Annotated in this window: 18 protein-coding genes; 2 read left to right on the top strand and 16 right to left on the bottom strand. The window is 49.6% G+C overall.

Features of this window, described 5'->3' with window-relative positions; all coding sequences use genetic code 11:
• Positions 1-16: 16 nt before the first annotated feature.
• The 8 genes from NW212_RS06235 to NW212_RS06270 form a co-directional block, all read right to left on the bottom strand.
• A complete protein-coding gene (locus tag NW212_RS06235; protein WP_258337785.1) occupies positions 17-715 on the bottom strand; it encodes a hypothetical protein in 699 nt (232 codons plus the stop codon).
• 10 nt (positions 716-725) lie between these two features.
• On the bottom strand, positions 726-1,838 hold the full coding sequence (locus tag NW212_RS06240) for a hypothetical protein (RefSeq protein ID WP_258337786.1): 1,113 nt from the start codon (positions 1,836-1,838) through the stop codon (positions 726-728).
• Positions 1,835-2,476, bottom strand: coding sequence for a hypothetical protein (locus NW212_RS06245; protein ID WP_258337787.1), 642 nt, complete (start codon positions 2,474-2,476; stop codon positions 1,835-1,837). Before NW212_RS06245 ends, NW212_RS06240 begins: the two co-directional genes overlap by 4 nt.
• Before the next feature lie 143 nt (positions 2,477-2,619).
• Positions 2,620-5,724 (bottom strand): tubulin-like doman-containing protein, encoded by a 3,105-nt coding sequence (locus NW212_RS06250; protein WP_258337788.1) that lies wholly within the window; start codon positions 5,722-5,724, stop codon positions 2,620-2,622.
• A gap of 60 nt (positions 5,725-5,784) precedes the next feature.
• Positions 5,785-6,390, bottom strand: a complete 606-nt coding sequence (locus NW212_RS06255; RefSeq protein WP_258337789.1) for a hypothetical protein — start codon at positions 6,388-6,390, stop codon at positions 5,785-5,787.
• A gap of 637 nt (positions 6,391-7,027) precedes the next feature.
• Complete coding sequence (locus NW212_RS06260) at positions 7,028-7,810, bottom strand: MBL fold metallo-hydrolase (RefSeq protein WP_258337805.1); 783 nt, start codon at positions 7,808-7,810, stop codon at positions 7,028-7,030.
• Positions 7,811-7,837: 27 nt separating this feature from the next.
• Complete coding sequence (murB, locus tag NW212_RS06265) at positions 7,838-8,851, bottom strand: UDP-N-acetylmuramate dehydrogenase (RefSeq protein ID WP_258337790.1); 1,014 nt, start codon at positions 8,849-8,851, stop codon at positions 7,838-7,840.
• Between the two features lie 4 nt (positions 8,852-8,855).
• A complete protein-coding gene (locus NW212_RS06270) occupies positions 8,856-9,713 on the bottom strand; it encodes a DUF4348 domain-containing protein (protein ID WP_258337791.1) in 858 nt (285 codons plus the stop codon).
• 120 nt (positions 9,714-9,833) lie between these two features.
• Between NW212_RS06270 and pheS the strand changes: the two genes are divergently transcribed.
• Both pheS and NW212_RS06280 read left to right on the top strand, forming a co-directional pair.
• The gene (pheS, locus tag NW212_RS06275; RefSeq protein ID WP_258337792.1) at positions 9,834-10,868 is read left to right on the top strand and encodes a phenylalanine--tRNA ligase subunit alpha; all 1,035 of its coding nucleotides are present in this window, start codon (positions 9,834-9,836) and stop codon (positions 10,866-10,868) included.
• 102 nt (positions 10,869-10,970) lie between these two features.
• The gene (locus tag NW212_RS06280) at positions 10,971-12,170 is read left to right on the top strand and encodes an MFS transporter (RefSeq protein ID WP_258337793.1); all 1,200 of its coding nucleotides are present in this window, start codon (positions 10,971-10,973) and stop codon (positions 12,168-12,170) included.
• 11 nt (positions 12,171-12,181) lie between these two features.
• On the opposite strand, the gene NW212_RS06285 is transcribed toward NW212_RS06280, so the two are convergent.
• The 8 genes from NW212_RS06285 to NW212_RS06320 form a co-directional block, all read right to left on the bottom strand.
• Complete coding sequence (locus tag NW212_RS06285; RefSeq protein ID WP_258337794.1) at positions 12,182-13,312, bottom strand: hypothetical protein; 1,131 nt, start codon at positions 13,310-13,312, stop codon at positions 12,182-12,184.
• An 80-nt stretch (positions 13,313-13,392) separates the two neighbouring features.
• Entirely contained in the window at positions 13,393-14,235 is an 843-nt protein-coding gene (locus NW212_RS06290; RefSeq protein WP_258337795.1) for a lipopolysaccharide assembly protein LapB, read from the bottom strand.
• Between the two features lie 185 nt (positions 14,236-14,420).
• On the bottom strand, positions 14,421-15,482 hold the full coding sequence (gene leuB / locus NW212_RS06295; RefSeq protein ID WP_258337796.1) for a 3-isopropylmalate dehydrogenase: 1,062 nt from the start codon (positions 15,480-15,482) through the stop codon (positions 14,421-14,423).
• A gap of 20 nt (positions 15,483-15,502) precedes the next feature.
• Complete coding sequence (locus NW212_RS06300) at positions 15,503-17,038, bottom strand: alpha-isopropylmalate synthase regulatory domain-containing protein (protein ID WP_258337797.1); 1,536 nt, start codon at positions 17,036-17,038, stop codon at positions 15,503-15,505.
• A 29-nt stretch (positions 17,039-17,067) separates the two neighbouring features.
• Entirely contained in the window at positions 17,068-17,664 is a 597-nt protein-coding gene (leuD, locus tag NW212_RS06305) for a 3-isopropylmalate dehydratase small subunit (protein ID WP_258337798.1), read from the bottom strand.
• Positions 17,665-17,677: 13 nt separating this feature from the next.
• Entirely contained in the window at positions 17,678-19,072 is a 1,395-nt protein-coding gene (gene leuC / locus NW212_RS06310) for a 3-isopropylmalate dehydratase large subunit (RefSeq protein WP_258337799.1), read from the bottom strand.
• 13 nt (positions 19,073-19,085) lie between these two features.
• Positions 19,086-20,582 carry a 2-isopropylmalate synthase gene (locus NW212_RS06315; RefSeq protein ID WP_258337800.1) on the bottom strand — a complete coding sequence of 499 codons (1,497 nt, stop codon included), beginning with the start codon at positions 20,580-20,582 and terminating at the stop codon, positions 19,086-19,088.
• A gap of 343 nt (positions 20,583-20,925) precedes the next feature.
• Entirely contained in the window at positions 20,926-22,539 is a 1,614-nt protein-coding gene (locus NW212_RS06320) for a DUF6377 domain-containing protein (RefSeq protein ID WP_258337801.1), read from the bottom strand.
• Positions 22,540-22,619 lie beyond the last annotated feature (80 nt).

The raw sequence follows: 22,619 nt of genomic DNA on the forward strand, positions 1-22,619 counted from the left end.
CGCTATTAAAGTGTTATTATTTTTCATTTCCCTCTATTTTTATGCCAATAGCTCCACAGCCACGGTAATTTGCCACTCCATCAGGCTGATTTGTTTTCACATTGCGGCGATTAAGGCCTGGTGTCAGAATACCCACCACCTTAGCCTGCTGATTATAGATAATGAGATAATACTCATTAGGGTCGTCCAGTGAGGCATAACGTCCATACTCCTCAATTTTTCCTTCGCTCTTCAGTTGCTTTATCTTTTCAGTCATAGCATAATAGTCTGTGATACCAGCCAGCAGACTAACGGCTTCGGGCAACACCGACTGCAACTTTTCTTCCACTGCTGGCTGACTCTCATTGGCAATGACTATGGCGTTTTCTGCAGGAATAATATCATCCTTCTTCACATAAACAAAATAACGGAACATATTGGAACCGCGTGGCATTGAAAGCGTTGTCCACAATTCCTTACGGTTGTTTACCACCAAATTCGCACTACCTCTCATTTTCTTCCGGGTAGCCACCCACTTGTTCACATTATCATACAACCGCTCTTCGGCATAAGCACGAGCATCTTCCTCCGTAGAAGCTGTTGACTCAGCATAAATATATTGTGAACTTTTTTTCACCTTGTTTATTTGCTTTTTCACGTCATCTACCGATTCTGCCAAAGCTATTACAGAAAAGCAACAGAAAGCAATCGTCAGCAACATCTTAATATGATACATAATTCATTTATTATGAATTGGTTATAAAAAATTTCTCTGTAACATTCTGAAGCGGAGTAAACGCATAAATCGTTCCACGAACTACTCCGTCACCGCTCAGCGTTCCAAAAGGCACACGCAAACTAACTGTATGACAATAAGCCAACTTCGTATGGACGGCAAAGAGGGTAGCGAACACTTCACTTTCGGTACGCTCTTTGACTCCCAGATAGAGTTTGCAGCCTGCAAGAGTACAATAACGCACAAACTGCTGCAACGTGAGCGTCAAATCTTTCTTAATATTGCCATACTTGTCTAGTGTCAGATACAAGGGAACAATCCGGTGAGCGCAGCCAGTCAGCAAAAGATTGTTTAACGCCTGCCAAGGATGCGCTTCGTCTGTCAGAAGACGATAAGCACCATCAACAGTACTGTCCCGATGCAGATAAAGACGGGACCGAATCTGTTCATTGAGAAAAGTTCCTCCGTCAGCCACAGACACACTCTCTGATGTGGAGAACGTACAGTCACGCCACGCTTCGGGCAGCGAATCGCCTGGCAATTCAGAGGATGTACGGCACACATCACGCTCAAACATCTCTTCCAACTCTACCAAATCAGCCCCCAACAAAGTCTGGCAGTCTGCCTGCACCTGCAAACTTACCTTTCCACCTCCAGCCTCCCATTCTATCAGATAGCCTCGCCGCTCTTCTTCGCTGATGCGGAAAGGCGTGGAAGGCGTCAGAGTCTTGAGCAAGGAAGCATTGCCACTTTTAAAAGAAACAGCCTTACGGCTGGTAGCTTCGGTTTTATCACTTTCTGGCAACACATCTTCTTCAAGCGCATAGCGTTCCACAAAATCAAGCAGATAACGGGATTCAGAAACAGCTGCCCAAGAAGTATCGAACAGTTTATATCCAATGTGTGAAACATCGCCAAAATCATTGGTACGGATACGCAATGCCTGTCCGCAATAACTCCACGTAGAATCGTTGTCAACTCTGACACCTAACGTATCAGGCAGTGCCAGTCCGATGCGCCGGGCCAATACTTCCAGTCCAGACACTTGAAACGAAGGGACAGCATCCGCACACAAGACGAATGCCGCCAACAACAGAGCCGTACAGCAACGCCGCAACATCATGGTTTCACAGCCGTTTCATTGCCATCGTGTTTCCAATAGCCCAAACCACTTATACGTCCGTTGCGGAATTCTCCTTCAAACGTATCTCCGGGCTGAGCCACGAAGTCTTTCGAGTTGACAATCTTGTGTGCCTGCTTGTAGGTAATGACACCATAACCATGAGGCTTGCCGTTCTTCAAGTCGCCTGTATAAGTACCATAACCAAGGTCTACCGTTCCACGGCCATTCACAACCGAGGGATTAGAATTCCGTTCAATTTCTGTATCGTTTTTTTCTTCCGATGAATCGACATTTATAGTTATGGTGTCACCCCCTTTTTTCAAAGAATCAGGTTTCACTTCCACCGTATTTTCCGGAAGACCAAGACCTTCTTTTTTCGGCTCCTCACCTCCCCCTGTGAAAAAGATGCCATAGATTAAACCGCCCAATACTGCCACAGCAGCTATGATAAGGGCTATTTTCTTGCCGTTCCCATTTCCATTTCCGTCGTCATTATGTTTTCCACCGCCACCGCCGTTTTTCTCACGTAAGGGCTGATGACAAAGAGGACATTCAAACTCTCCGCCCGGTTCTATTTCGATTTCCTGTTTATAGTTCTCACAATCAATATTTACACAAGTTCCAACTTTTTTTGCCATAACTGCTATTTTTAATAAGTGATTATTTATGCTCCGCCCCTAAACGAGGCTTTTCTTTCGCTGAAAATTCATACAGAATGATTGTCAGCTTCTCTACTTTTGTATGCAAAGATGCCGCACACAAAAGTAACGAAACCGCGACATCACGCGATGCGCAAGTCATCGTCACAAAGTTTCTCCGCCGCCTTATTGAAGGCCGCGAAAACCGGATTATTCTCATTGCCATTGACCAAGGGAAGCAATACGTTGTCCAATGTTTCACCCAGTTTCAGCATCAGTTGTTTCCGCTTTTCGATATGCTTGTAGTTTGCATCCATTTCCTCCACAACAGCTTTCTTCAGTGAGGCGGCATCCATAGCCCGGCTCATCTTGCTCAGTTCTTTAAGCGTGACAATCATGTCTTCTCCAACTGGAATCCAACGGCTAACACGCCCCATACGATTCTTTTCGCCTGCAAAACACATGGTTTTCTCACCAGTTTCAAGATCTTCCCGAGGAATGATAATGCCATCCAGAGTATATGCCAAGAGAACAATCGGCATGAGGTCTTTTTCCGACTCCTCCTTGCTGCGGTTGAACAAACCGGGAAGGGGCTTGGAGAAAGTTTCAGTATGCACCACCATGCGGTTGACTTCACTGCGTGTAAGTATGTCATACTTTTCTTTCAACACACGCACATTATCAACATATCGGAGAGGGAAACCGCTATGAGCGGTAATTACAACGATCTGGTTGCTCTTAAAATTGACCGACACGTCACTGTCTCTGCTGAACAGAATGGTTCCGCTCTCGCCAAAGTCGCGAATAAAGTCATTGCGGAAAGTGTCATCGTCCTCATAAAGCGGCAACGAAAGTTGGATGATTTTCTGGTGGTTGGCCGCTGTTTCAGGACTTCCTTTCCCTTCTTCCGAGCCGTTGAAAGTGAGGAAGCTCTGCGCTGCGTTGTAAATTTCCTTGACAAAGCGTTTGCGCTTTTCAGGAGTGCTGCAGTCAGTATTCCGCAACTTGTCAAGTATATTGACATTTACAAGACGCATGTTCGCGTTCTTTTTGGAATACTCGTTCAGTTCTGCACGCGACTTCTCTATGCACGACTTCAATGTAACTTCCTGCAGAGCGCTAAGATTCATCTTCTTGGCCAATATACTGAAAGCGGCATTAGTAGCTCCCACAGCTTCCACAATGTCAGTGCGGAGACTGGCAGCATGCTTCCGCTGGCTTTCCTGATTCTTGAGGAATCCCTGTACAGTGTCGCGCACCTGGCGCGGGTCATATTCCTTAACGACCTCACCCCTCATATCGTTTTCCTCAGCATCGCTCAGCTTGCATTTATCTTCAGCCTGCTTCTTCATATTGTCAGCAAACTCCTCAAACACTCGCATCAAAGGCTCCACACTGTTAGCATTCAGCAGCGTCAGCATATTTACAACCTCTGCCAGCAGTTTGGCGGCATATCCGTAAGCGGTGATCGTGGTCATCAACGTAAGCTGTTCGCGCTTGGCATCAGCGAAACGTCCGAACGTTTTGGTCGAAGCGTTAGTGACGGCATCGCGCAACCATCCGATATTGTTCCAATCGCGACGAATGTCTTCCAACTGAGCGGCCAAATCTTCGTTAAGATAAGCTGTGCGCTTGTTAATCTTCTGCTTATATTGCTCGATGCGTTCCTCACATTTGCTCGAGAGAACCTTAATGTACTTGTGTACCTCAATGACAGACATCTCTCCCAATTTCCAACGGCTGAACAAGTTGTTCTCGATACGGCGGCAAATCTCTTCGGCGAATCCCATAAGCTGTGACTCGTAGTTGACATAGAATTTCTTCACGCCGCAGCCTCTATACATACTGTCAAAGAAATTATTGCACAACTGATTGAATTCTTCATACCATTCCTTCTTGCCGCACTCGGCCTGCACATCCTGCTTGTAACGGTCCACATACATTTCCCAAGCCTGCACGATGGGCTTCCAGTTGGTAACGTGCTTCTCAATGGAAGGAAGCGGCTTGCTCAAAGTCAAGTATTCCTCACTCAGGAGATTGCTCTCTAACTCGCTGCTTTTCTCCACTAACTCCACATAGTCTTTCCCCACCATATCCTCCGCACACTCGATGTACCCGCGGGCATCATCCCACAATCCGTAAAGCATCTGCATGGATGCCTGACGAGCCAGGTGGTAAGCTCCATACTCAACGACTTCCGTTTCGGGATACTCGATACGCTTCACGCCGAAGGTCATGAACTTACGGCTGTGAACAGGTTCGCCCGACTCATTGGCTTCAGGCAGAAGACCGTTGTTTTCGTTTGTTTCTAACCGTGCCATCCTTCCGTCGCTCATGGATGAAACTACAATTTTCTGAAACAGAAAGTCGCCCACGATATTCGGCAAGACTTTATGCAGGTTTACTTCCTTTCCTGCCTCATTGACGTTAGTATAAAGATAGGCCATATCGAATGCGTCCTGCCCCTTGAGCAGACGGCGCACGTTGCCATATTCGTCAGTATTTCCTTTCACGTCGGTAGGCAGGTAACGCCCTACAGACATGGCGTTCAGTTCCAGCAGAGCTGCATAACCGTTGGGCTGATAGAAACGGTTGCTGTCCTCCCCGCCGGGAATCTGAATAATCTTCTCGGGAACATAGAGATATAGCTGAATCTTAAATTTGCTGCGGTCATCTCCTGTACGCTGGAACTCATTACGGATCTGTGTCACGACATCGACAATTGAGCCCGATCCCGTACCTCCGCCCAATCCGGCACAAATATGAAAAGTCACGTCATCCACATTCTCCTGTTCCTTTAGTGCCCGCACACGTGCATGCACCTGACCGATGAACGTATTTTGAGGGAGACCGCACATATTGTTAGCGATCAGCATACGCCCGAAACGGCGACGTTGTCCGCCGATACCTTCGCTAATGATGGCACCGACACCTTCCTTCAGCATAGCCTCGTCCCGACGGTTTATAAACGAATTAATGCCTGGATATTGGTCCAGATTGTCCAATACACCCGTACCGATACCGTTGATAGAAAGGCGCTGGGCAGGTGACAACTGCACTGAAGTTCCCAATATTTGCCAATTCTCCTCGTTGTTCAAATCAGCCAGACTGGAGTCAACATACAAATACTCTATATGAGCACCTCCGGCCGGTTCGTTCGAACGGAATTCTTCATAAATGCGCTTGCGCAAGGCGCACAAGACAGAACCGCCCGTACCCCCTAATCCAATAACTAAATGGTTTGCCATATCAATATTATATTATATATTTCATTACTTCATCAATATTATATTATATATTTCATTACTTCAGAAATCATCGTAATATCTGGAACGCGCTTTTCCTCTATGGCCGCTCCCTGTCCTGCCCCCCTGCATTGCAGCAGTCCGCCGAAACCGGCCGGTCTTTTCCATCGTCTTGATGACAACAAAAGCCGCCACCAGCACGAACAGTGCGCTCCATCCCACACGACGCCAAATAAAACGGTTCATATAAGAACGCAGTTCTTCGGCCATGGCCGAAGCAATATCCAACGGCGTATGACCGGTAAAATCAGCTTCCCCAATAAAATAGCCAACCAACGGCCACTCATTTTGTATCGATTCTAAAATCTGCTGGCTGTCATCTGCGCCCAACATCATGCTTTCAGGCATACCCTGCACCCAGCCATTGACAGCCATCTCCACATTATCTGCATATGAGCATATAGTGACCGCACCACCCAACAAAATAGCCTGAAACGACAAAAAGAAAAACAGAACCACTCCCACCGCATAGCTGACAAAAGTAAAAGCACGATTGGAGTACCACGAACGTATAATGAAAAACATAAATGCCACACCCACAACAGTCAACAGCACACCTAAAATGAGATTTTCAATAGAATATACTATGATATTGAACAAAGCCCCCATGAACACGTGTGTTTAAAATAGTAATATATTAAAATTAATCAACATTGCAAAGCTAATATTTTCTATTTAATAAAACAATAGTTCAATAGAAAAAACAAAACTGATTCGACATTTGGCAACAAATATCATTTTACAATTTGTCATTTTGTCAATTCAAAAGCCCAAAAATCACCTTTTTCCAGACCCGAACGAGAAGAAAGAGAAAAACCGAATGGAGATGAAGCCAGACAAAGACAGTATGATCTTCAAAAGCCAAACAAGCTAACAAAAAAAATAGGAATAAGAAAAAAACATTCTCACATATAAGAAACAAACAATAACTCACAACACTATGACAATCCGAAAACTTCGCCATTCTGAAACATTCCGGACAAAAAAGAAGGATAAAAAGCAGGGTCTGAAAAGATGACGGGACATTTTCCGCCACATATAAGGTCATCCGGACAAAGATGACGGGAAACTTTTATCAAAACAAGCCGTTATTTTCACACGCTTATACGCCCCAATCCTCCCGGCCAGTCCGGAACCGCCCCCTTCACAAGGCGTATGAACGGGGTTCCGATTATATTTCTTTAAGAAAGCATCTCCAGAAAGCGAAAAACGCGTCGCGGTGCGGAAAGCAAAAGAGGCTTTCTGCTTACATATTGCAATGCAGTTCCAGTCCGTCGTAAGCAAGATGCACATTGGCAGGAAGCGACTTTTCAACCTCCGCATGAAGGCCTATCTGATGGCTCATGTGGATAAGCCACGTGCGGCCCGCCCCGATTCGTGCGGCCTGCGCAAGGGCTTCCGAAAGCGACTGGTGCGTCCAGTGCGGCTCGATGCGCAGGGCGTTCATCACCAGACAGTCCAAATGCTGCAAACAGGCATACGAAGTGTCGGGCATGGAAAGCATGTCCGTAATCCACGCCATCGGACCGATACGGTATCCCATGATAGGCAAAGGGCCGTGCATCACGCGGAAAGGCACCACCTCCACCGAGTTGCCCTGCATGTTGCTGACCGTGAAGGGAACGCCCTCCGCGATCTTTTCCAGCGGAATGTGCGGCACGCCCGGATAGAGATGCTCCGTAAAGCAGTAAGGAATGCGCCTTTTCAGACGTTCGGCGGTATCGCTCTCGGCATAAACCGGAATGTCACGGAAATGGCAGAAAGGGCGCAGATCGTCAAGTCCGCCCACATGATCGTAATGCTCGTGCGTTATCAGCACCCCGTCGATCGGACGGTAATCGTTCAGCCGGAGCATCTGCTGGCGGAAATCCGGACCGCAGTCGATGAGAATGCGCACGCCGTCCGCCTCTACCAGGCCGGAACAGCGCAGGCGGTTGTCCCTCGCGTCCGTGCTTCTGCACACCTCACACGTGCATCCCACTTGAGGAACTCCCGTAGAAGTTCCGCTTCCCAATATCGTAATCTTCATGTCCATCCTGTTCTGTTAATCTGAATCTTATTCTATCACATTCACCTCGGGCGAAATCGCTATGCCGAACTTTTCCTGTACCGAACGGACCACTTCACCGGCCAGCCGGAGCACATCGCGCCCCGTAGCCCCTCCCCGGTTGACAAGCACCAAGGCCTGGCGGTCGTGTACGGCGGCAGGTCCCAAAGACTTGCCTTTCCACCCGCACCGGTCTATCAGCCATCCGGCCGGCACCTTCACACGCTCTCCCTCCAGAGGATAGGAAGGCATGTCGGGATATTCCCCGCGCAAGCGTTCAAACTGGCTCCGCGGAATGACCGGATTCATGAAAAAGCTTCCGGCGTTTCCCATGACCTCCGGATCGGGGAGCTTGTTCTTCCGGATTGAAATGATCACCCGGCGCACGTTGGCAAGAGTCGGCACGGCACCTTCTTTCTCCAGTTCGGCGCGCACGTTGCCGTAATCAAGACGAAACACGGGGCGCTTGCTCAGGCGATAAGTCACCCCCGTCACAAAATACTGCCCTTTCAGCTCTTTCTTGAAGATGCTCTCGCGATAAGCGTAGCGGCATTCCGCATTGGAGAAACGGCGCTTCTTTCCTGTTCCGGCCTCAACCGTGTCTACCGATACGATCAGGTCTTTCGCCTCCGCTCCGTATGCGCCGATGTTCTGCACCGCCGAAGCTCCCACCTCACCGGGTATCAGCGACAGGTTCTCGGCTCCATACCATCCGCGCTCCACCGTATAGGCAACAAAATCGTCCCACACAACGCCCGAGCCTGCGCGAAGTTCGATCCATTCCCCGGTTTCAGCCACCGTTTCGATCCCCCTCACGGCCGAATGCAGGATCAATCCGGGATAGTCTGAGAGGAACAGCAGGTTGCTTCCGCTTCCGATATGCAAAAAGGGAAGCCGAAGCCCTCCCGAAGAAAGGAAGGCGCACAACTCTTCTTCCGACTTATACTCAATGAAACGCGCCGCCTTCACGTCCATTCCGAACGTGTTGTGAGCAAGCAGGGAATAGTCTGTATATTCAGTCATACAATCAATCGCTTAAATCTTCAAACTTTACCAGACGCCACAGCCCGTTTCTCCGCGAAAAATGCAGCGTGTTGTTGAATCCGTTTCCGAAACCCTTGAATTCCATTATCTTGCGGTCTGCATTTTTCTGCTCGGGCTGGCCGTAATGCACATTGGTCAACCGTTCTTTCATCATCGGCGGACGGAAAGCGAACCACTGCCCCTCATCGAGCGTGGTTTCCAGAATCTGGAACTCGTCTTCCGGATCGACCGTAACGAAAGCCAGCGGACTGGACAGGCGTTCGCTCTGGAACACCGAATCGCACGAGAACTTCTTGTAGAAAGCAAAGAAATCTTCCTTCCCGTCTTCTTCTTGCGTCAGCCGCTCAATATTTATCGCCTCAAGAAACCACGAACTCCGCTTGCGCTCAAAATAATAGCGCTTGATCTTTCCTTCATGCAGATAAATCCAGTCGACCTGCACGCTCCGCAAGCCCGTGTCCTTCTCCACCTCCATGTCTTCTTCCGAATCGAAAAGCACGGTATAGGCCTGCTCTTTGCTGAAGAGCGGATCGTATTTCCATTCTTTGCGCTGGATACGCACCACTTCTTCTCCCTTGTAAAACGAAAAAGGAAAAACCACACGCGACTTCTGGAACTTAGGCTCCGAAGCGAAGTTATAGAAAAAATCGGCGAAACTCTCATCAGCCGACGCCGGAACTTCTTCCTCCGCAACCGCAAGCGTGTCCTGAACCGAATCAGGCACCATAGTCAAAGAATCAATCTGCTCAGTCAAAGTTTCAAAAGGACCGGCTTTCTTCTTGCCACCTTGGCAGGATGCCATCAGTATCACCAAACAACACCCGAAAATCAATGTTTTCATTTACTATACTCAAATGTTGGGTGCAAAAATACCTTTTTTTTCGTTTCGGTGTAAAATAAAATAGGACTTTTCTTTTTTATTACTACCTTTGCACTCAGCAAAATAATAATAGCAAGAACTATGTTAGCAAAAATAGAAGAACTGCTTCATGAAGTAGAAGGCATGACTGCCAGCAACGCTGAAGAACTCGAAGCTCTCCGCATCAAATACTTAAGCAAGAAAGGGGCGATCAATGCGCTGATGGCGGATTTCCGCAACGTGCCCGCCGAACAGAAGAAAGAAGTGGGCATGAAACTGAACGAACTGAAGAACCGCACGCAGGAACGCATCGCGGCCCTGAAAGAAATGTTCGACAACCAGGACAATGACACCGAAGGCATCGATTTGAGCCGCACCGCCTACCCCGTCGGACTGGGAACGCGCCACCCGCTTTCCATCGTAAGGAATGAAATCATCGACATATTCGGACGGATGGGATTCACCATCGCCGAAGGCCCGGAAGTGGAAGACGACATGCACGTATTCACGATGCTGAACTTTGCGGCCGACCATCCAGCACGCGACATGCAGGACACGTTTTTCGTTGAGTCGAACGCAGACGACGTGACCAAAAACATCATTCTCCGCACGCACACAAGCAGCGTGCAGGCCCGCGTGATGGAAAAGACCCAGCCCCCTATCCGCGTGATCTGCCCGGGACGTGTATACCGCAACGAGGCGATCAGCTACCGCGCCCACTGCTTCTTCCACCAGATTGAAGGGCTGTACGTCGACAAGAGCGTATCGTTCACCGACCTGAAGCAAGTGCTCCTGCAATTCGCCCAGGAAATGTTCGGCCCGCAGACAAGAATACGCCTCCGTCCGTCCTACTTCCCGTTCACCGAACCGAGCGCGGAGATGGATATCAGCTGCCACATCTGCGGCGGCGAAGGATGCCCGTTCTGCAAATATACCGGATGGGTGGAAATCCTGGGATGCGGCATGGTAGACCCGGCCGTGCTTGACGCCTGCGGAATAGACAGCAAGGTATATTCCGGCTATGCGTTCGGCATGGGTGTGGAACGCATCACCAACCTGAAATACAAAGTGAAGGACTTGCGCATGTTCTCGGAAAACGACACCCGCTTCCTCGAAGAATTCGAATCGGCAAACTAAGGTTTCCACATACAGCACAACAGAGGCCACAGAAACAGGTGCGGGATAAGTTTATCCTCCTTGTGTCTGTGGCCTCTATAGCGCAACAAAAACTCCCAGGCCATGAAAAAAGACAGGCTCGCAACTCCCAGCTACTGCTTTATCCTGGCAGCCAATTTTCTGCTCTACTTCGGATTCTGGCTGCTGGTTCCGGTGCTTCCGTTCTATCTTTCGGAGATCTTTCAGGCATCCAACACCACTATCGGAATCGTACTGTCGTGCTACACCATCTCCTCGCTCTGCATCCGCCCATTCTCGGGATACCTGCTCGACACTTTTGCGCGCAAGCCCCTCTACCTGCTCGCCTACTTCACGTTTACGCTGATTTTCGCAGGATACATGATTGCCGGCATGCTGACATTATTCATCATATTCCGCGTCATCCACGGCTTCTCGTTCGGAATGGTCACCGTAGGCGGAAACACGGTGGTGATTGACATCATGCCTTCTTCCAGACGAGGCGAAGGACTGGGCTATTACGGGCTGGCAAACAACATAGCCATGTCCATCGGACCGATGTTCGGACTCTTCCTGCACAGCGGAGGGGCATCCTATACCACCATATTCAGCTATGCGCTCGGCTCATGCCTGCTCGGATTCTTTTCGGCATGTGCGGTAAAGACTCCCTACAAGGCTCCTGTAAAGCGCGCTCCGGTTTCGCTCGACCGCTTTATTCTTCTCAAGGGTATTCCGGCCGGATTCAGCCTTCTGCTCCTCTCCATTCCCTACGGAATGACAACCAACTACGTAGCCATGTATGCACGCCAGATTGGAATCACCGCAGAAACGGGATTCTTCTTCACACTGATGGCTGTCGGGATGGCAATCAGCCGCCTGTTCAGCGGAAGACTGGTCGACAAAGGAATGATCACGCAGGTGATAGCAGCCGGACTTTATCTGGTTAGCTTCTGCTACTTCATCCTGACCGCTTGCGGATGGCTCGTCGACTGGAACATCAGCATCGCAACCGCCCTGTTCTTTCTTGTCGCGCTTCTGCTTGGAGTAGGTTTCGGAACCATGTTCCCGGCTTACAACACCTTGTTTGTGAACCTTGCTCCAAACAGCCAGCGCGGAACAGCCACAAGCACTTACCTGACATCATGGGACGTAGGCCTGGGAATCGGCATGCTTGCCGGAGGATACATTGCAGAAATCTCCACGTTCCGGGTAGCCTACCTCTTCGGTGCCGCCCTTACAGTGGTTTCTCTCTTCTACTTCCATTTCAAGGCCGGACCGCACTTCCAAAAGAACAGGCTGAGATAAGCGGGAGCGGACTAATCCTTATAGGTAAAGACAAAAATATGGGAGAAATGACTCTTTACCTTTTTTATCTGAACGGAAAGAATAAATGACCGGAAAAGGTCGGGATGACGCAAAAGAAAGCCTGGCAGAAAGGAAGCATACTGTTCGGGATGCTTCGCGATCTTGTCCATGTCGGCAACCATTATGTATGAAGCGTCGCGCGAAAGGTTTGCCGTACACTCATCAAACAACGAATGGAAAGGCGAGGCTATCACCGAAGAGATGCAAGAATCAACTTTCTCCGGCCCGGAAACAATCAGCAGGCTGTCTTTCTCCACCACAGGCTGCACCTTATCCAGCCGCTCCTCTATCGTCTGCATACAGGAATCGGGCATGTACATTGCCCCGCTCAGATAAAAGACCTCGCTGTTCATGTTTACATCAAACTCGCTCCAGCATGGATGTCCGTCAACAAAGAAAGGAAGGGAGGCCGTGCGCCCATAAATTGTCAGATGATTGACTGACTTCGGCTGATGAATGGAAGAAAACACCGCATCGTTCCGCAGCGAGGCACCGTCTTTTTTCGCGTCAATCACCCGCTCGATCAGATTCTTCTGGTAACTGACAGCCAGCACTCCGCCCTCCTCATACACAGACAGGTAGCGCGCAGGATCCATCGGAAAAACTTCAATCTTTTCTCCTCTGTAAGTTTCCTCCTTCGACACAAAGTTCACATTGTATTTCCGGCGGACAGCTTCGACCAGCTGCCTTTTCTCTTCTTTCCCGGCATGAAAATACGCCACTACGTCCGGTTTGCCGGGAGTATGGAAACTCACGAGCAGATGGTTCATCCGATTGCTCAGCCCATGCGCGGCAGAAGAAGAGTAATTGTTCAGATCGTTCAGCACATCAGCCACAAGCCCCGTCCGATGCAGCGTATCCAGCTGGGCGGCATAGGCCATATCAGAAAATCCGTGTAAGAAAAAGTCTATATTGTCTATTTCAAAAAGGCCATAACAATCAGCCGGAACATACTCAAGCAAATCAGCCCCCTGATTCTTGTCAGCCACACTCAGTCTGGCAAATCCGTAAAAGCCGATTCCGATGCAGAATAAAATGACGGAAAGTGCTACACCCAACTTCACGAGTAAACGTAGTTTCATACTTTACACTTCTTTATGCAGCAAAGATAACAAAAAATTTAAAAAGCACAAATTAAGATGAAGTTTTTTTAAAATTTGTATCATCTGCATTTTTCCAGGCGCAAATGCACTTCCGCCTGCGAAGCCCCCAGTGCAACCGCCTCTTCATAAGCCTCTTTAGCCTTTTCTTTTCTGTTCATTTCCAGATAAATGTCACCACGCATCAGCCGGATCTCCACATCACGGGGAGCAAGCTTCATCGCCTTTTCCAGATCGAGCATGGCCATATCCCAATGCTGCTGCTCCCATTCCAGATTGGCACGCATCTTATAAAGCGCCACGTCATCGGGAGTATTCTGTATAAGCAGGTTCAGCCGGTTGATGGCCGAAATATACCTTCCCTCCTTTTCATCGAGCACAACCATTCCCAGAAGTGCGGTCCGGTTCTTCGCGTCCTTGTCCAAGACCACATTATAATCAATGCGCGCTTCCTGATACTGCCGCTTCTGCATATAGATGTATGCACGGAACAGGCGCGCTTCGATATTTTCGGGCAGGAGATCGATGACATTGCAATAGTCCACGTATGCCTTATCGGTAAGATTCTCTTCCAGATACAGAGCAGCCCGGTTCAAAAGCATGGAAGTGGAATAGGGTATGATGTTCAACGCCATCGTATACGACTGGATGGCTTCATCCGCCTTTCCCAACCGCTTCTGAACAGTCCCCAGGTTAGAGAACAGCAGAGCGTTACGCGCGTTTGACGGATCCATTTTCAATGCCTTCTGAAAAAGAGCCTCAGCCTGCGCCAGGCTGTCTTTTTTTACACACGCCATCGCTTCTTCAACCACTTCGTTATAAGACTGGGCAAACAAACGGCCGTCAAAGAGAAAAAGGGAAAAGAGAATTATACAAAAGCGCACATAACTGATTATCCGATTCATATTCAAAAAATTTTCCACGAAATAAGCAAACTTTCATGAAATGCACAAATGAAGCGGGCACAAAAGTCCTTCTGATAACTTTTTATATTACAAAACAAAAAAACGGCACCCGCTTTTTATCCTTTTTCAGAATAAAAACGGGGATGCCATTCTGTATCTTATCCGACGCGAAAAGACGTAAGGAATTACGCCCTCCTGATATAGTCAACGATCCATTCGCCCACTTCCTTCGTGCCGTACTTCGCTCCCCCTTCTACCTGTATCTCGGGAGTGCGGACATTGGCGTCAAGCGAAGCGTCGACAGCTTTCCGTATCAACGCTCCCTCTTCCTTCAAGTCGAAATGCTCGAACAGCATAGCGACAGAAAGAATCTGGGCAAGCGGATTGGCGATATTCAGCCCTTTCGCCTGCGGCCACGAACCGTGGATCGGCTCAAAAACCGGTGTGCTTTCACCTGTAGACGCAGACGGCAGAAGTCCCATCGAACCGCTGATGCAGGAACCTTCGTCTGTCAGGATATCACCGAATGTATTTTCTGTCACCATCACGTCAAAGAAAGTAGGCTCCTGAATCATGCGCATAGCCGCGTTGTCCACATACATATAGTCGGTTGTCACTTCCGGATAACCGGGAGCCATTTCCTGTGCTATCTGCCTCCACAGGCGGGACGAAGCCAGCACATTCGCCTTGTCGACCACCGTGAGATGCTTGCGGCGCTTCATGGCATATTCAAAACCCACTTTCAGGATACGCTCTATTTCCGGACGGGTATACATGTTCGTATCGTATGCCTTGTCGTTGTCCTGATACTTTTCGCCGAAATACATTCCGCCGGTCAGCTCGCGGATGCAAAGGAAATCAGCGCCTTCCACCAGTTCTGCGCGGAGAGGCGACTTGTGAAGCAGGCATTTGAAAGTCTGCACGGGACGGATATTGGCAAACAGTCCCAGTTTCTTGCGCATGGCCAGAAGCCCTTGCTCCGGACGGACTTTTGCCGTAGGGTCATTGTCAAATCTCGGATCGCCCACCGCAGAAAACAGCACAGCGTCCGCCTCCCTGCAGATCCTGTATGTTTCCTCCGGGAAAGGATCGCCCACCTCATCGATGGCATGCGCTCCGCACAGTGCATCTTTATACACTACCGTATGGCCGAATTTCTCACAAACGGCCGTCATTACATTCACTCCCTGCACCGATATTTCCGGGCCGATACCGTCGCCAGCCAATACTGCAATTCTAAAATTCATGTTCAAGTTTCGTTTAAAAGTTATTCAAAATCATTTTCAATCATGTTCAGCATCTTGATAGTGGCCTTGATTGCCGCCTCTGTCTGGTCGGCATCAAGTCCGCGCGTGCGGAACTCGCGTCCTTCGCTATTCCACGTGATGACCGTCTGCACGAAAGCATCCGTACGCCCGCCCGGAGGAATGGACACCGCATAGTTGGTAAGCATGGGGAATTTACGTCCCAACGTTCCCTTATAGATTTTTCTCAGGGCCCGGACAAAGGCGTCATACTGTCCGTCGCCGGAAGAACTTTCCTGATAAGTTTTGCCGTCTATCTCGATGCTCAACGTGGCCATCGGCTTCAGCCCCTGAGCCAACGTTACAAAATAGCTCAGCAAGCGCACCTTATTCTTGTCGCTGTCGTGCTTCAGCACATCGCTGATGATATAAGGCAAGTCTTCTTGAGTGACCACCTCTTTCCGGTCGCCCAGCTCTATGATCCGCCGGGTCACCTTTTTCATGGACTCTTCGTCAAGCTCCAGACCGAGGCTTTCCAGGTTCTTGCGGATATTCGCCTTGCCGGAATTTTTGCCCAGAGCATATTCCCTGACACGCCCGAAACGTTCGGGAAGCAGATCGTTGCAATACAGGTTGTTCTTGTTGTCACCGTCGGCATGCACGCCCGCCACCTGCGTAAACACGCTATCCCCCACAATAGGCTTGTTGGGAGGAATAACCACCCCCGAATAAGACTCCACTACCCGGCTCACCTCATTCAGGCGGCTTTCGTCAATATTGGTGACGGCATGGAAATGGTCTTTCAGAATCGCCTGCACGCTGGCAAGAGGAGCGTTTCCGGCACGCTCGCCCAAGCCGTTGATTGTGGTATGAAGTCCCTTCACTCCGCTCAGGACAGCCGCCAGCACATTGCTCACCGCCAGATCGTAGTCGTTGTGCGCATGAAAATCCAGATGAACGTCAGGATAACGTTTTCTCATCTTCCGCATGAACTCGATTACCTGAAGCGGGTTCAATATGCCCAACGTATCGGGAAGCATGAAGCGTTTGATGTTGCTCCCTATCAGTCCGTCCATCAGTCCGAACACATAGTCGGGCGAATCTTTTATCCCGTTGCTCCAGTCTTCCAGATACACGTTCACATCCATGTCCTGCTCATGTGCATAGTCCACCACCTGACGGATATCATCAAGATGTTCGGCAAGCGTCTTCTTCAGCTGAAAACGGCAATGCTTCTCCGAACCCTTCGTAAGCAGGTTGATGACCTTTCCTCCGGCCTGGCGAACCCAATCGACCGAAACGTGCCCGTCAACAAACCCCAGCACTTCCACCTTGTGCAACATTCCTCTGCGCGCGGCCCAATCGCAAATCATCCTGACCGCATTGAACTCTCCATCCGACACACGGGCCGAAGCCACTTCAATCCGGTCCACTTTCAGATCCTCAAGAAGCAGCCGGGCTATCATCAGCTTTTCATGAGGCACAAACGAAACGCCCGAAGTCTGCTCTCCGTCGCGCAAGGTTGTATCCATGATTTCTATTTTCGGATGATTCTCCATAATCTCGTTCGTTTTGTTTTTAAACCTGCTCAGCCGCGCGCATGTTCGAAAGCCTCGATCTTATCCTTGTTTCCAACCAGGAAATCAATGTCGTCAAGCCCGTTCAGCAGGCAATGTTTCTTATATGCGTTGATTTCGAAAGTTTCCGACTTGCCTGTAGCTCTGTTTGTAATGGTCTGCGCCGGAAGATTGACTTCCACCTCCGTCTTCGGGTCTGCATAAATGGAATCGAAAAGCTCTTTCAAGAAGCCTTCGCTCACCACCACCGGAAGCACAAAATTATTCAGCTCGTTGTTCTTGTGGATATCTGCGAAAAAGCTGGACACCACCACACGGAAGCCATATCCGGCAATGGCCCATGCCGCATGTTCACGGCTGGATCCGCTTCCGAAGTTCTTTCCGGCCACCAGGATCTGACCGCCGTAAGCCGGATTGTTCAGCACAAAATCCTTGTTCAGCGAACCGTCCGGATTGTATCTCCAGTCGCGAAAAAGATTGTCGCCGAAAAATTTTTCTTCACGGGTTGTCGCTTTCAGGAAGCGGGCAGGAATAATCTGGTCAGTGTCCACATTCTCCAAAGGCAACGGAACACACGTGCTGACTATTATATTGAATTTCTGTTTCATGGTTAATATGCTGTTACATTAATGTTCTCGGGTCAGTAATCACACCGGTCACGGCAGCGGCGGCGGCCGTCAGCGGACTGGCAAGCAACGTCCGCGACCCCGGTCCCTGACGTCCTTCAAAATTGCGGTTGCTGGTAGACACGGCATATTTCCCGGCAGGAATCTTGTCGTCGTTCATTGCCAGGCAAGCCGAACATCCCGGCTGGCGGATTTCAAAGCCCGCCTCCTCCAGCACCTTATCGAGTCCCTCCTCGCGAATCTGTCCGTCAACCATCCACGAGCCGGGAACCAGCCATGCAGTGATGTTGCCGGCCTTTTTCCGCCCTTTGACTATCGAAGCGAAGGCACGGAAATCCTCGATGCGCCCGTTCGTGCAGGCACCGAGAAAAACATAGTCCACCTTTTTCCCGAGCAAGGATTCTCCCGGAGCGAATCCCATATAGCTCAACGACTTCTCAAAAGAAGCCTTTTCAACGTCGGCCATTCCTTCCGTCGTCGGGATGCAGTCGGTTATCGCCATGCCCATTCCCGGATTTGTTCCGTAGGTAATCATCGGCTGTATGTCGGCCGCATCATAGCGCACCTCCTTGTCGAATACGGCATCCTCATCGCTCTTCAGCGTCTTCCAATAAGCCAGCGCCTTCTCCCAGTCTTCACCTTTGGGAGCATACTCACGTCCCTTGATGTACTCAAAAGTCACCTCGTCAGGCGCAATCATGCCTCCGCGCGCCCCCATCTCGATCGACAGGTTGCATAACGTAAGGCGGCCTTCCATCGTCAGGCTGCGGATCGCTTCACCGGCATACTCCACGAAATAGCCTGTGGCACCGCTCGTTGTCATTTTCGACATCATGTACAGCGCAACATCCTTGGCCGTAACCCCTTTGCCCAGCTTGCCGTCGATCGTGATGCGCATCGTTTTCGGGCGGGACTGGAGAATGCATTGCGAAGCCATCACCATCTCGACCTCACTGGTGCCGATTCCGAAAGCCACCGCTCCCATTGCACCGTGTGTGGAAGTATGCGAGTCGCCGCAGACGATTGTCATTCCCGGCAACGTAAGCCCTCTCTCCGGACCTACCACATGAATGATTCCGTTCCGCTTGTCCATCATCCCGAAATGAGCCAGTCCGAAGTCCGCCGCGTTCTTTTCCAGCGCATCCACCTGCGCCTTTGAAACCGGGTCTTCAATGGGCTTGTCCTGATCGTGGGTCGGCGTATTGTGGTCCGGCATGCAATAGATGCGTTCGGGACGGAAACATTTCAGGCCTCTCGCCCGCATCCCTGCAAAAGCCTGCGGACTGGTTACTTCGTGGCAATAAAGACGGTCGATATACAACTGAGTAGGTCCGTCATCTACCTTCTGCACCACATGTGCATCCCATATTTTGTCGAATAAGGTATTCATGAATCTAAAACTGTTATTTTCTGAATTTATTGATACAATCGATATAAGCCTCTACCGAAGCGGCAATGATGTCGGTGTTCGCTCCGAAGCCATAATACATCTGCCCGTCGTATTCCACCTGCATGTGAACCTTTCCTACATCGTCGCTTCCCTTGCTGATGGCCTGGATGGTGAATTCCTTCAAAGTCATCTGGCGGCGGATAATCTGCTTGACCGCCTTGATGGCAGCGTCAACGGGACCGTTTCCTGTGGCAGCCGCTTCAAAATGCTCGCCGCTGATGTTGAGCCCCAGGCTGGCCACCGAACGCACGCCCACACCGCTCGTCACCTGCAGATATTCCAGCTTGATATGATGGTTCACATTGCGGTCGGCACCTGCCAGAACAAGGATGTCGTCGTCCGTAATGTCTTTCTTCTTGTCGGCCAGCTTCAAGAAGTCCTCGTAAACCTTGTCCAGCTTCTCCTGGCTCATCTCCACGCCCAATACATGCAAACGGTGCTTCAACGCCGCACGTCCGCTTCGGGCAGTCAGCACGATCGCATTGTCGTCGATGCCCACATCTTTCGGATTGATGATTTCGTATGTCTGCACATTCTTCAGCACGCCGTCCTGGTGGATGCCCGAAGAATGGGCAAAGGCATTACGGCCCACAATCGCCTTGTTGGGCTGCACCGGCATGTTCATCAGGCTCGAAACCATGCGGCTTGTAGGATAGATTTTCTGCGTATTGATGTTCGTGTCGATATTCAGATGCTTATGGCAGCGCAGAATCATGGCCACTTCTTCAAGAGCCGTGTTTCCGGCACGCTCTCCGATGCCGTTTATCGTTACCTCCACCTGCCGCGCACCGTTCAATACACCGCTGACGGTGTTTGCTGTGGCCATGCCAAGATCGTTGTGGCAATGAGTCGACAGGATTGCCTTGTCAATGCCGTCCACATGGTCAACAAGGTACTTTATTTTTGCTCCGTATTCATCCGGCAAGCAATATCCGGTGGTGTCGGGAATATTGACCACGGTAGCTCCGGCCTTAATGACCGCCTCAACCACACGGGCCAGGTATTCATTGTCGGTACGTCCGGCATCCTCAGCATAAAACTCCACATCATCCACATAGCGGCGGGCATACTTCACCGCGGCAACAGCCCGCTCGATAATCTCCTCACGCGTAGAATTGAACTTGTATTTGATGTGCGGGTCTGAAGTGCCGATACCCGTATGGATACGCTTATGTTTGGCATACTTCAAGGCTTCGGCCGCCACATCGATATCCTTTTCAACCGCACGTGTCAGCGCACAAATGGTGGGCCATGTCACCGCCTTCGAAATTTCAATGACAGAATTGAAGTCACCGGGACTTGAAACCGGGAAGCCAGCCTCTATCACATCGACTCCCAAAGCCTCCAGCTGTTTGGCCACCTGAATTTTCTCAACCGTATTCAACTGACAGCCGGGCACCTGTTCTCCGTCGCGCAATGTCGTGTCAAAAATAAACAATCTTTCGCTCATAAGTCTGTTGTTTTTAATATTGTTAGGTTCCTCATATCAAGCAAAAAGCCTTTCGCACATGGAAGTGAGAAAGGCTTTGTATCATTTTGTCCGCCATATTACGCACGCGACCCACTTCCCATTGGCTTTTCCAATAGAATAATAATCAGACCGCATAGCAGAATATGGATAAACAATGTACTCATGTTTCTATTTTTATTTTCGGATGCAAAGGTATATCTTTTTTTGAAACGGCAAAATAAAACAGTAATTTTTTAGTCGGCAAAAATTATAATTTATCACAAGCGAAAGTTCTTAACAGACTTTCTATTCAAATAATCCCCATATCACTGACAGAATGCTATCAGATGAGGGCGCATAACGCTTCTACCTGCTTTTCAAAATCATCGCGCACAATCGCCTTGCTCTTCACCGCACTCCGGTAATTATAAATAGTCTGCGGAGAATAGAACAGCAGAGTCGCAATCTTGGAACTGTCCTTGATGCCTATCCGGACCAGAGCGAAAATGCGGAGTTCGGTATTCAGAATTTCTCCTTTCTTGGGAATAATCCGCTCATCCTCGCGCAGAAGCGCATTGAACTCTTCAATGAACTGGGGATAAATGGCCAGAAACGCCGTGTCGAAATTGACGAAAAATTCCTTTGCGTCCGGTTCGGACATTTTGGAAGAATTGACGATCTTCAGCAGGTCGTCAATCTGACGAGCTTTCACCTTGCGCTTCACCAAATCCTGGTATTTGCCCAACTTGTCAATATAGGCCGCGCACAGATCAAGGAACAAACTGACATATTCTTCGCGAATATGGTTGGTGTTGACAAGCTTCCTGTTCAGCTGCTTCAACTCCCGATTGACCGCAGCAAGCTCTTCCCTGCGGAGACGCAACTGGCGCATCTGCTTGCATATGTACAGCAACGACAGAAGCAGCCCGACGGAAAGGATGCTGACAAAAGAAACGGTAAGCGCCAAACGCCGGCTCTTCTCCTTGTTCTGCTGCTGATAGGCCATGACAATGGAAGGAAACTTCTTGGCTATTTCGAGCAGGCGAAGACGATTGTTGTAGAATATCGCATCCTCCAGCGAATAGCCAAGATAGCGGTTTGCCAAAGCCACGTCCGCTTCACGGGTCTTGAATATGTGTAAAGCAAGCTCCTGCATCGAAAGGTTTTCCTTCAGTGGACAGATCTGGTCGGATATGGCAGACAATATCAAATACTTCTCATAGTCTTCATATCTGCCCATCTTCTTATAGACGAGCGCAAGACCGCACGTGGCACAGGCATAAAGCCGGGTGCTTACGTGAAGCCCCTCTAGGGCTTTCAAATAATCCACTTCCGCCTTCTTCCAGTCAAAGTCCCCGCCAAGGCCTTCCCTTTCGGCTTTCCGGTAAAAGTACTCCCTGCTGTCTGGCTCGATCACGGCAAGCAAGGAATCCGAATAAGCCAAGAACTTCTCCCTGTAACGGGGTGCATAGATGTTGTCGTCCGAATATTCCGCCCACACATTATATGCCCATTGGCAGGCCTGATAGTATTCTTTGCGCAGCTTCGGGTCGAAGACCGAACGGTCGACCGCAGAAAGAGCAGCGACGGCTTCGCTGAAATAGCCGGTTGTGGAAAGGAGATAAGCCCGGTAAACACGAAAAAGATTCTGATAGTAGGCGTTGCCACGCTTCATGGCCAGCCTTTCCGCCTTGTCAACACAGACCATGGCCGAATCAAACTTATAGATATAATACTCATGATAGATGGAATCATACAGGCGGAAAGACTCATCCGAAGAGCGAGCTTCATGCACCAGCCGCTTCAAGCGTCCGATTTTCTCCTCCTTCTCTCTCATATAATCCGCCCGGTGTTCCAGCGCATATTCCAAACGCCGGTACAATGTGTCCAAATTGCCCGCACGCAAAGAGAATCCGACCAACCACAGCATTACCGCAATCACAACCTTCTTCGCCATAATCTTCACTTAATGTGTTTCTGCAAATATAAAGAAAGAAAACGAGATAAAAAAGTATACATTCAGAACAACCTGTCAGA

The sequence above is a fragment of the Bacteroides sp. ET225 genome, from assembly GCF_024733745.1.
GTDB classification, from domain to species: domain Bacteria; phylum Bacteroidota; class Bacteroidia; order Bacteroidales; family Bacteroidaceae; genus Phocaeicola; species Phocaeicola excrementipullorum.

Coding starts and splice junctions, on each gene's coding strand:
- NW212_RS06235 (WP_258337785.1), bottom strand. CDS start 715: ATGTATCATATTAAGATGTTGCTGACGATTGCTTTCTGTTGCTTTTCT.
- NW212_RS06240 (WP_258337786.1), bottom strand. CDS start 1,838: ATGATGTTGCGGCGTTGCTGTACGGCTCTGTTGTTGGCGGCATTCGTC.
- NW212_RS06245 (WP_258337787.1), bottom strand. CDS start 2,476: ATGGCAAAAAAAGTTGGAACTTGTGTAAATATTGATTGTGAGAACTAT.
- NW212_RS06250 (WP_258337788.1), bottom strand. CDS start 5,724: ATGGCAAACCATTTAGTTATTGGATTAGGGGGTACGGGCGGTTCTGTC.
- NW212_RS06255 (WP_258337789.1), bottom strand. CDS start 6,390: ATGGGGGCTTTGTTCAATATCATAGTATATTCTATTGAAAATCTCATT.
- NW212_RS06260 (WP_258337805.1), bottom strand. CDS start 7,810: ATGAAGATTACGATATTGGGAAGCGGAACTTCTACGGGAGTTCCTCAA.
- murB (WP_258337790.1), bottom strand. CDS start 8,851: ATGACTGAATATACAGACTATTCCCTGCTTGCTCACAACACGTTCGGA.
- NW212_RS06270 (WP_258337791.1), bottom strand. CDS start 9,713: ATGAAAACATTGATTTTCGGGTGTTGTTTGGTGATACTGATGGCATCC.
- pheS (WP_258337792.1), top strand. CDS start 9,834: ATGTTAGCAAAAATAGAAGAACTGCTTCATGAAGTAGAAGGCATGACT.
- NW212_RS06280 (WP_258337793.1), top strand. CDS start 10,971: ATGAAAAAAGACAGGCTCGCAACTCCCAGCTACTGCTTTATCCTGGCA.
- NW212_RS06285 (WP_258337794.1), bottom strand. CDS start 13,312: ATGAAACTACGTTTACTCGTGAAGTTGGGTGTAGCACTTTCCGTCATT.
- NW212_RS06290 (WP_258337795.1), bottom strand. CDS start 14,235: ATGAATCGGATAATCAGTTATGTGCGCTTTTGTATAATTCTCTTTTCC.
- leuB (WP_258337796.1), bottom strand. CDS start 15,482: ATGAATTTTAGAATTGCAGTATTGGCTGGCGACGGTATCGGCCCGGAA.
- NW212_RS06300 (WP_258337797.1), bottom strand. CDS start 17,038: ATGGAGAATCATCCGAAAATAGAAATCATGGATACAACCTTGCGCGAC.
- leuD (WP_258337798.1), bottom strand. CDS start 17,664: ATGAAACAGAAATTCAATATAATAGTCAGCACGTGTGTTCCGTTGCCT.
- leuC (WP_258337799.1), bottom strand. CDS start 19,072: ATGAATACCTTATTCGACAAAATATGGGATGCACATGTGGTGCAGAAG.
- NW212_RS06315 (WP_258337800.1), bottom strand. CDS start 20,582: ATGAGCGAAAGATTGTTTATTTTTGACACGACATTGCGCGACGGAGAA.
- NW212_RS06320 (WP_258337801.1), bottom strand. CDS start 22,539: ATGGCGAAGAAGGTTGTGATTGCGGTAATGCTGTGGTTGGTCGGATTC.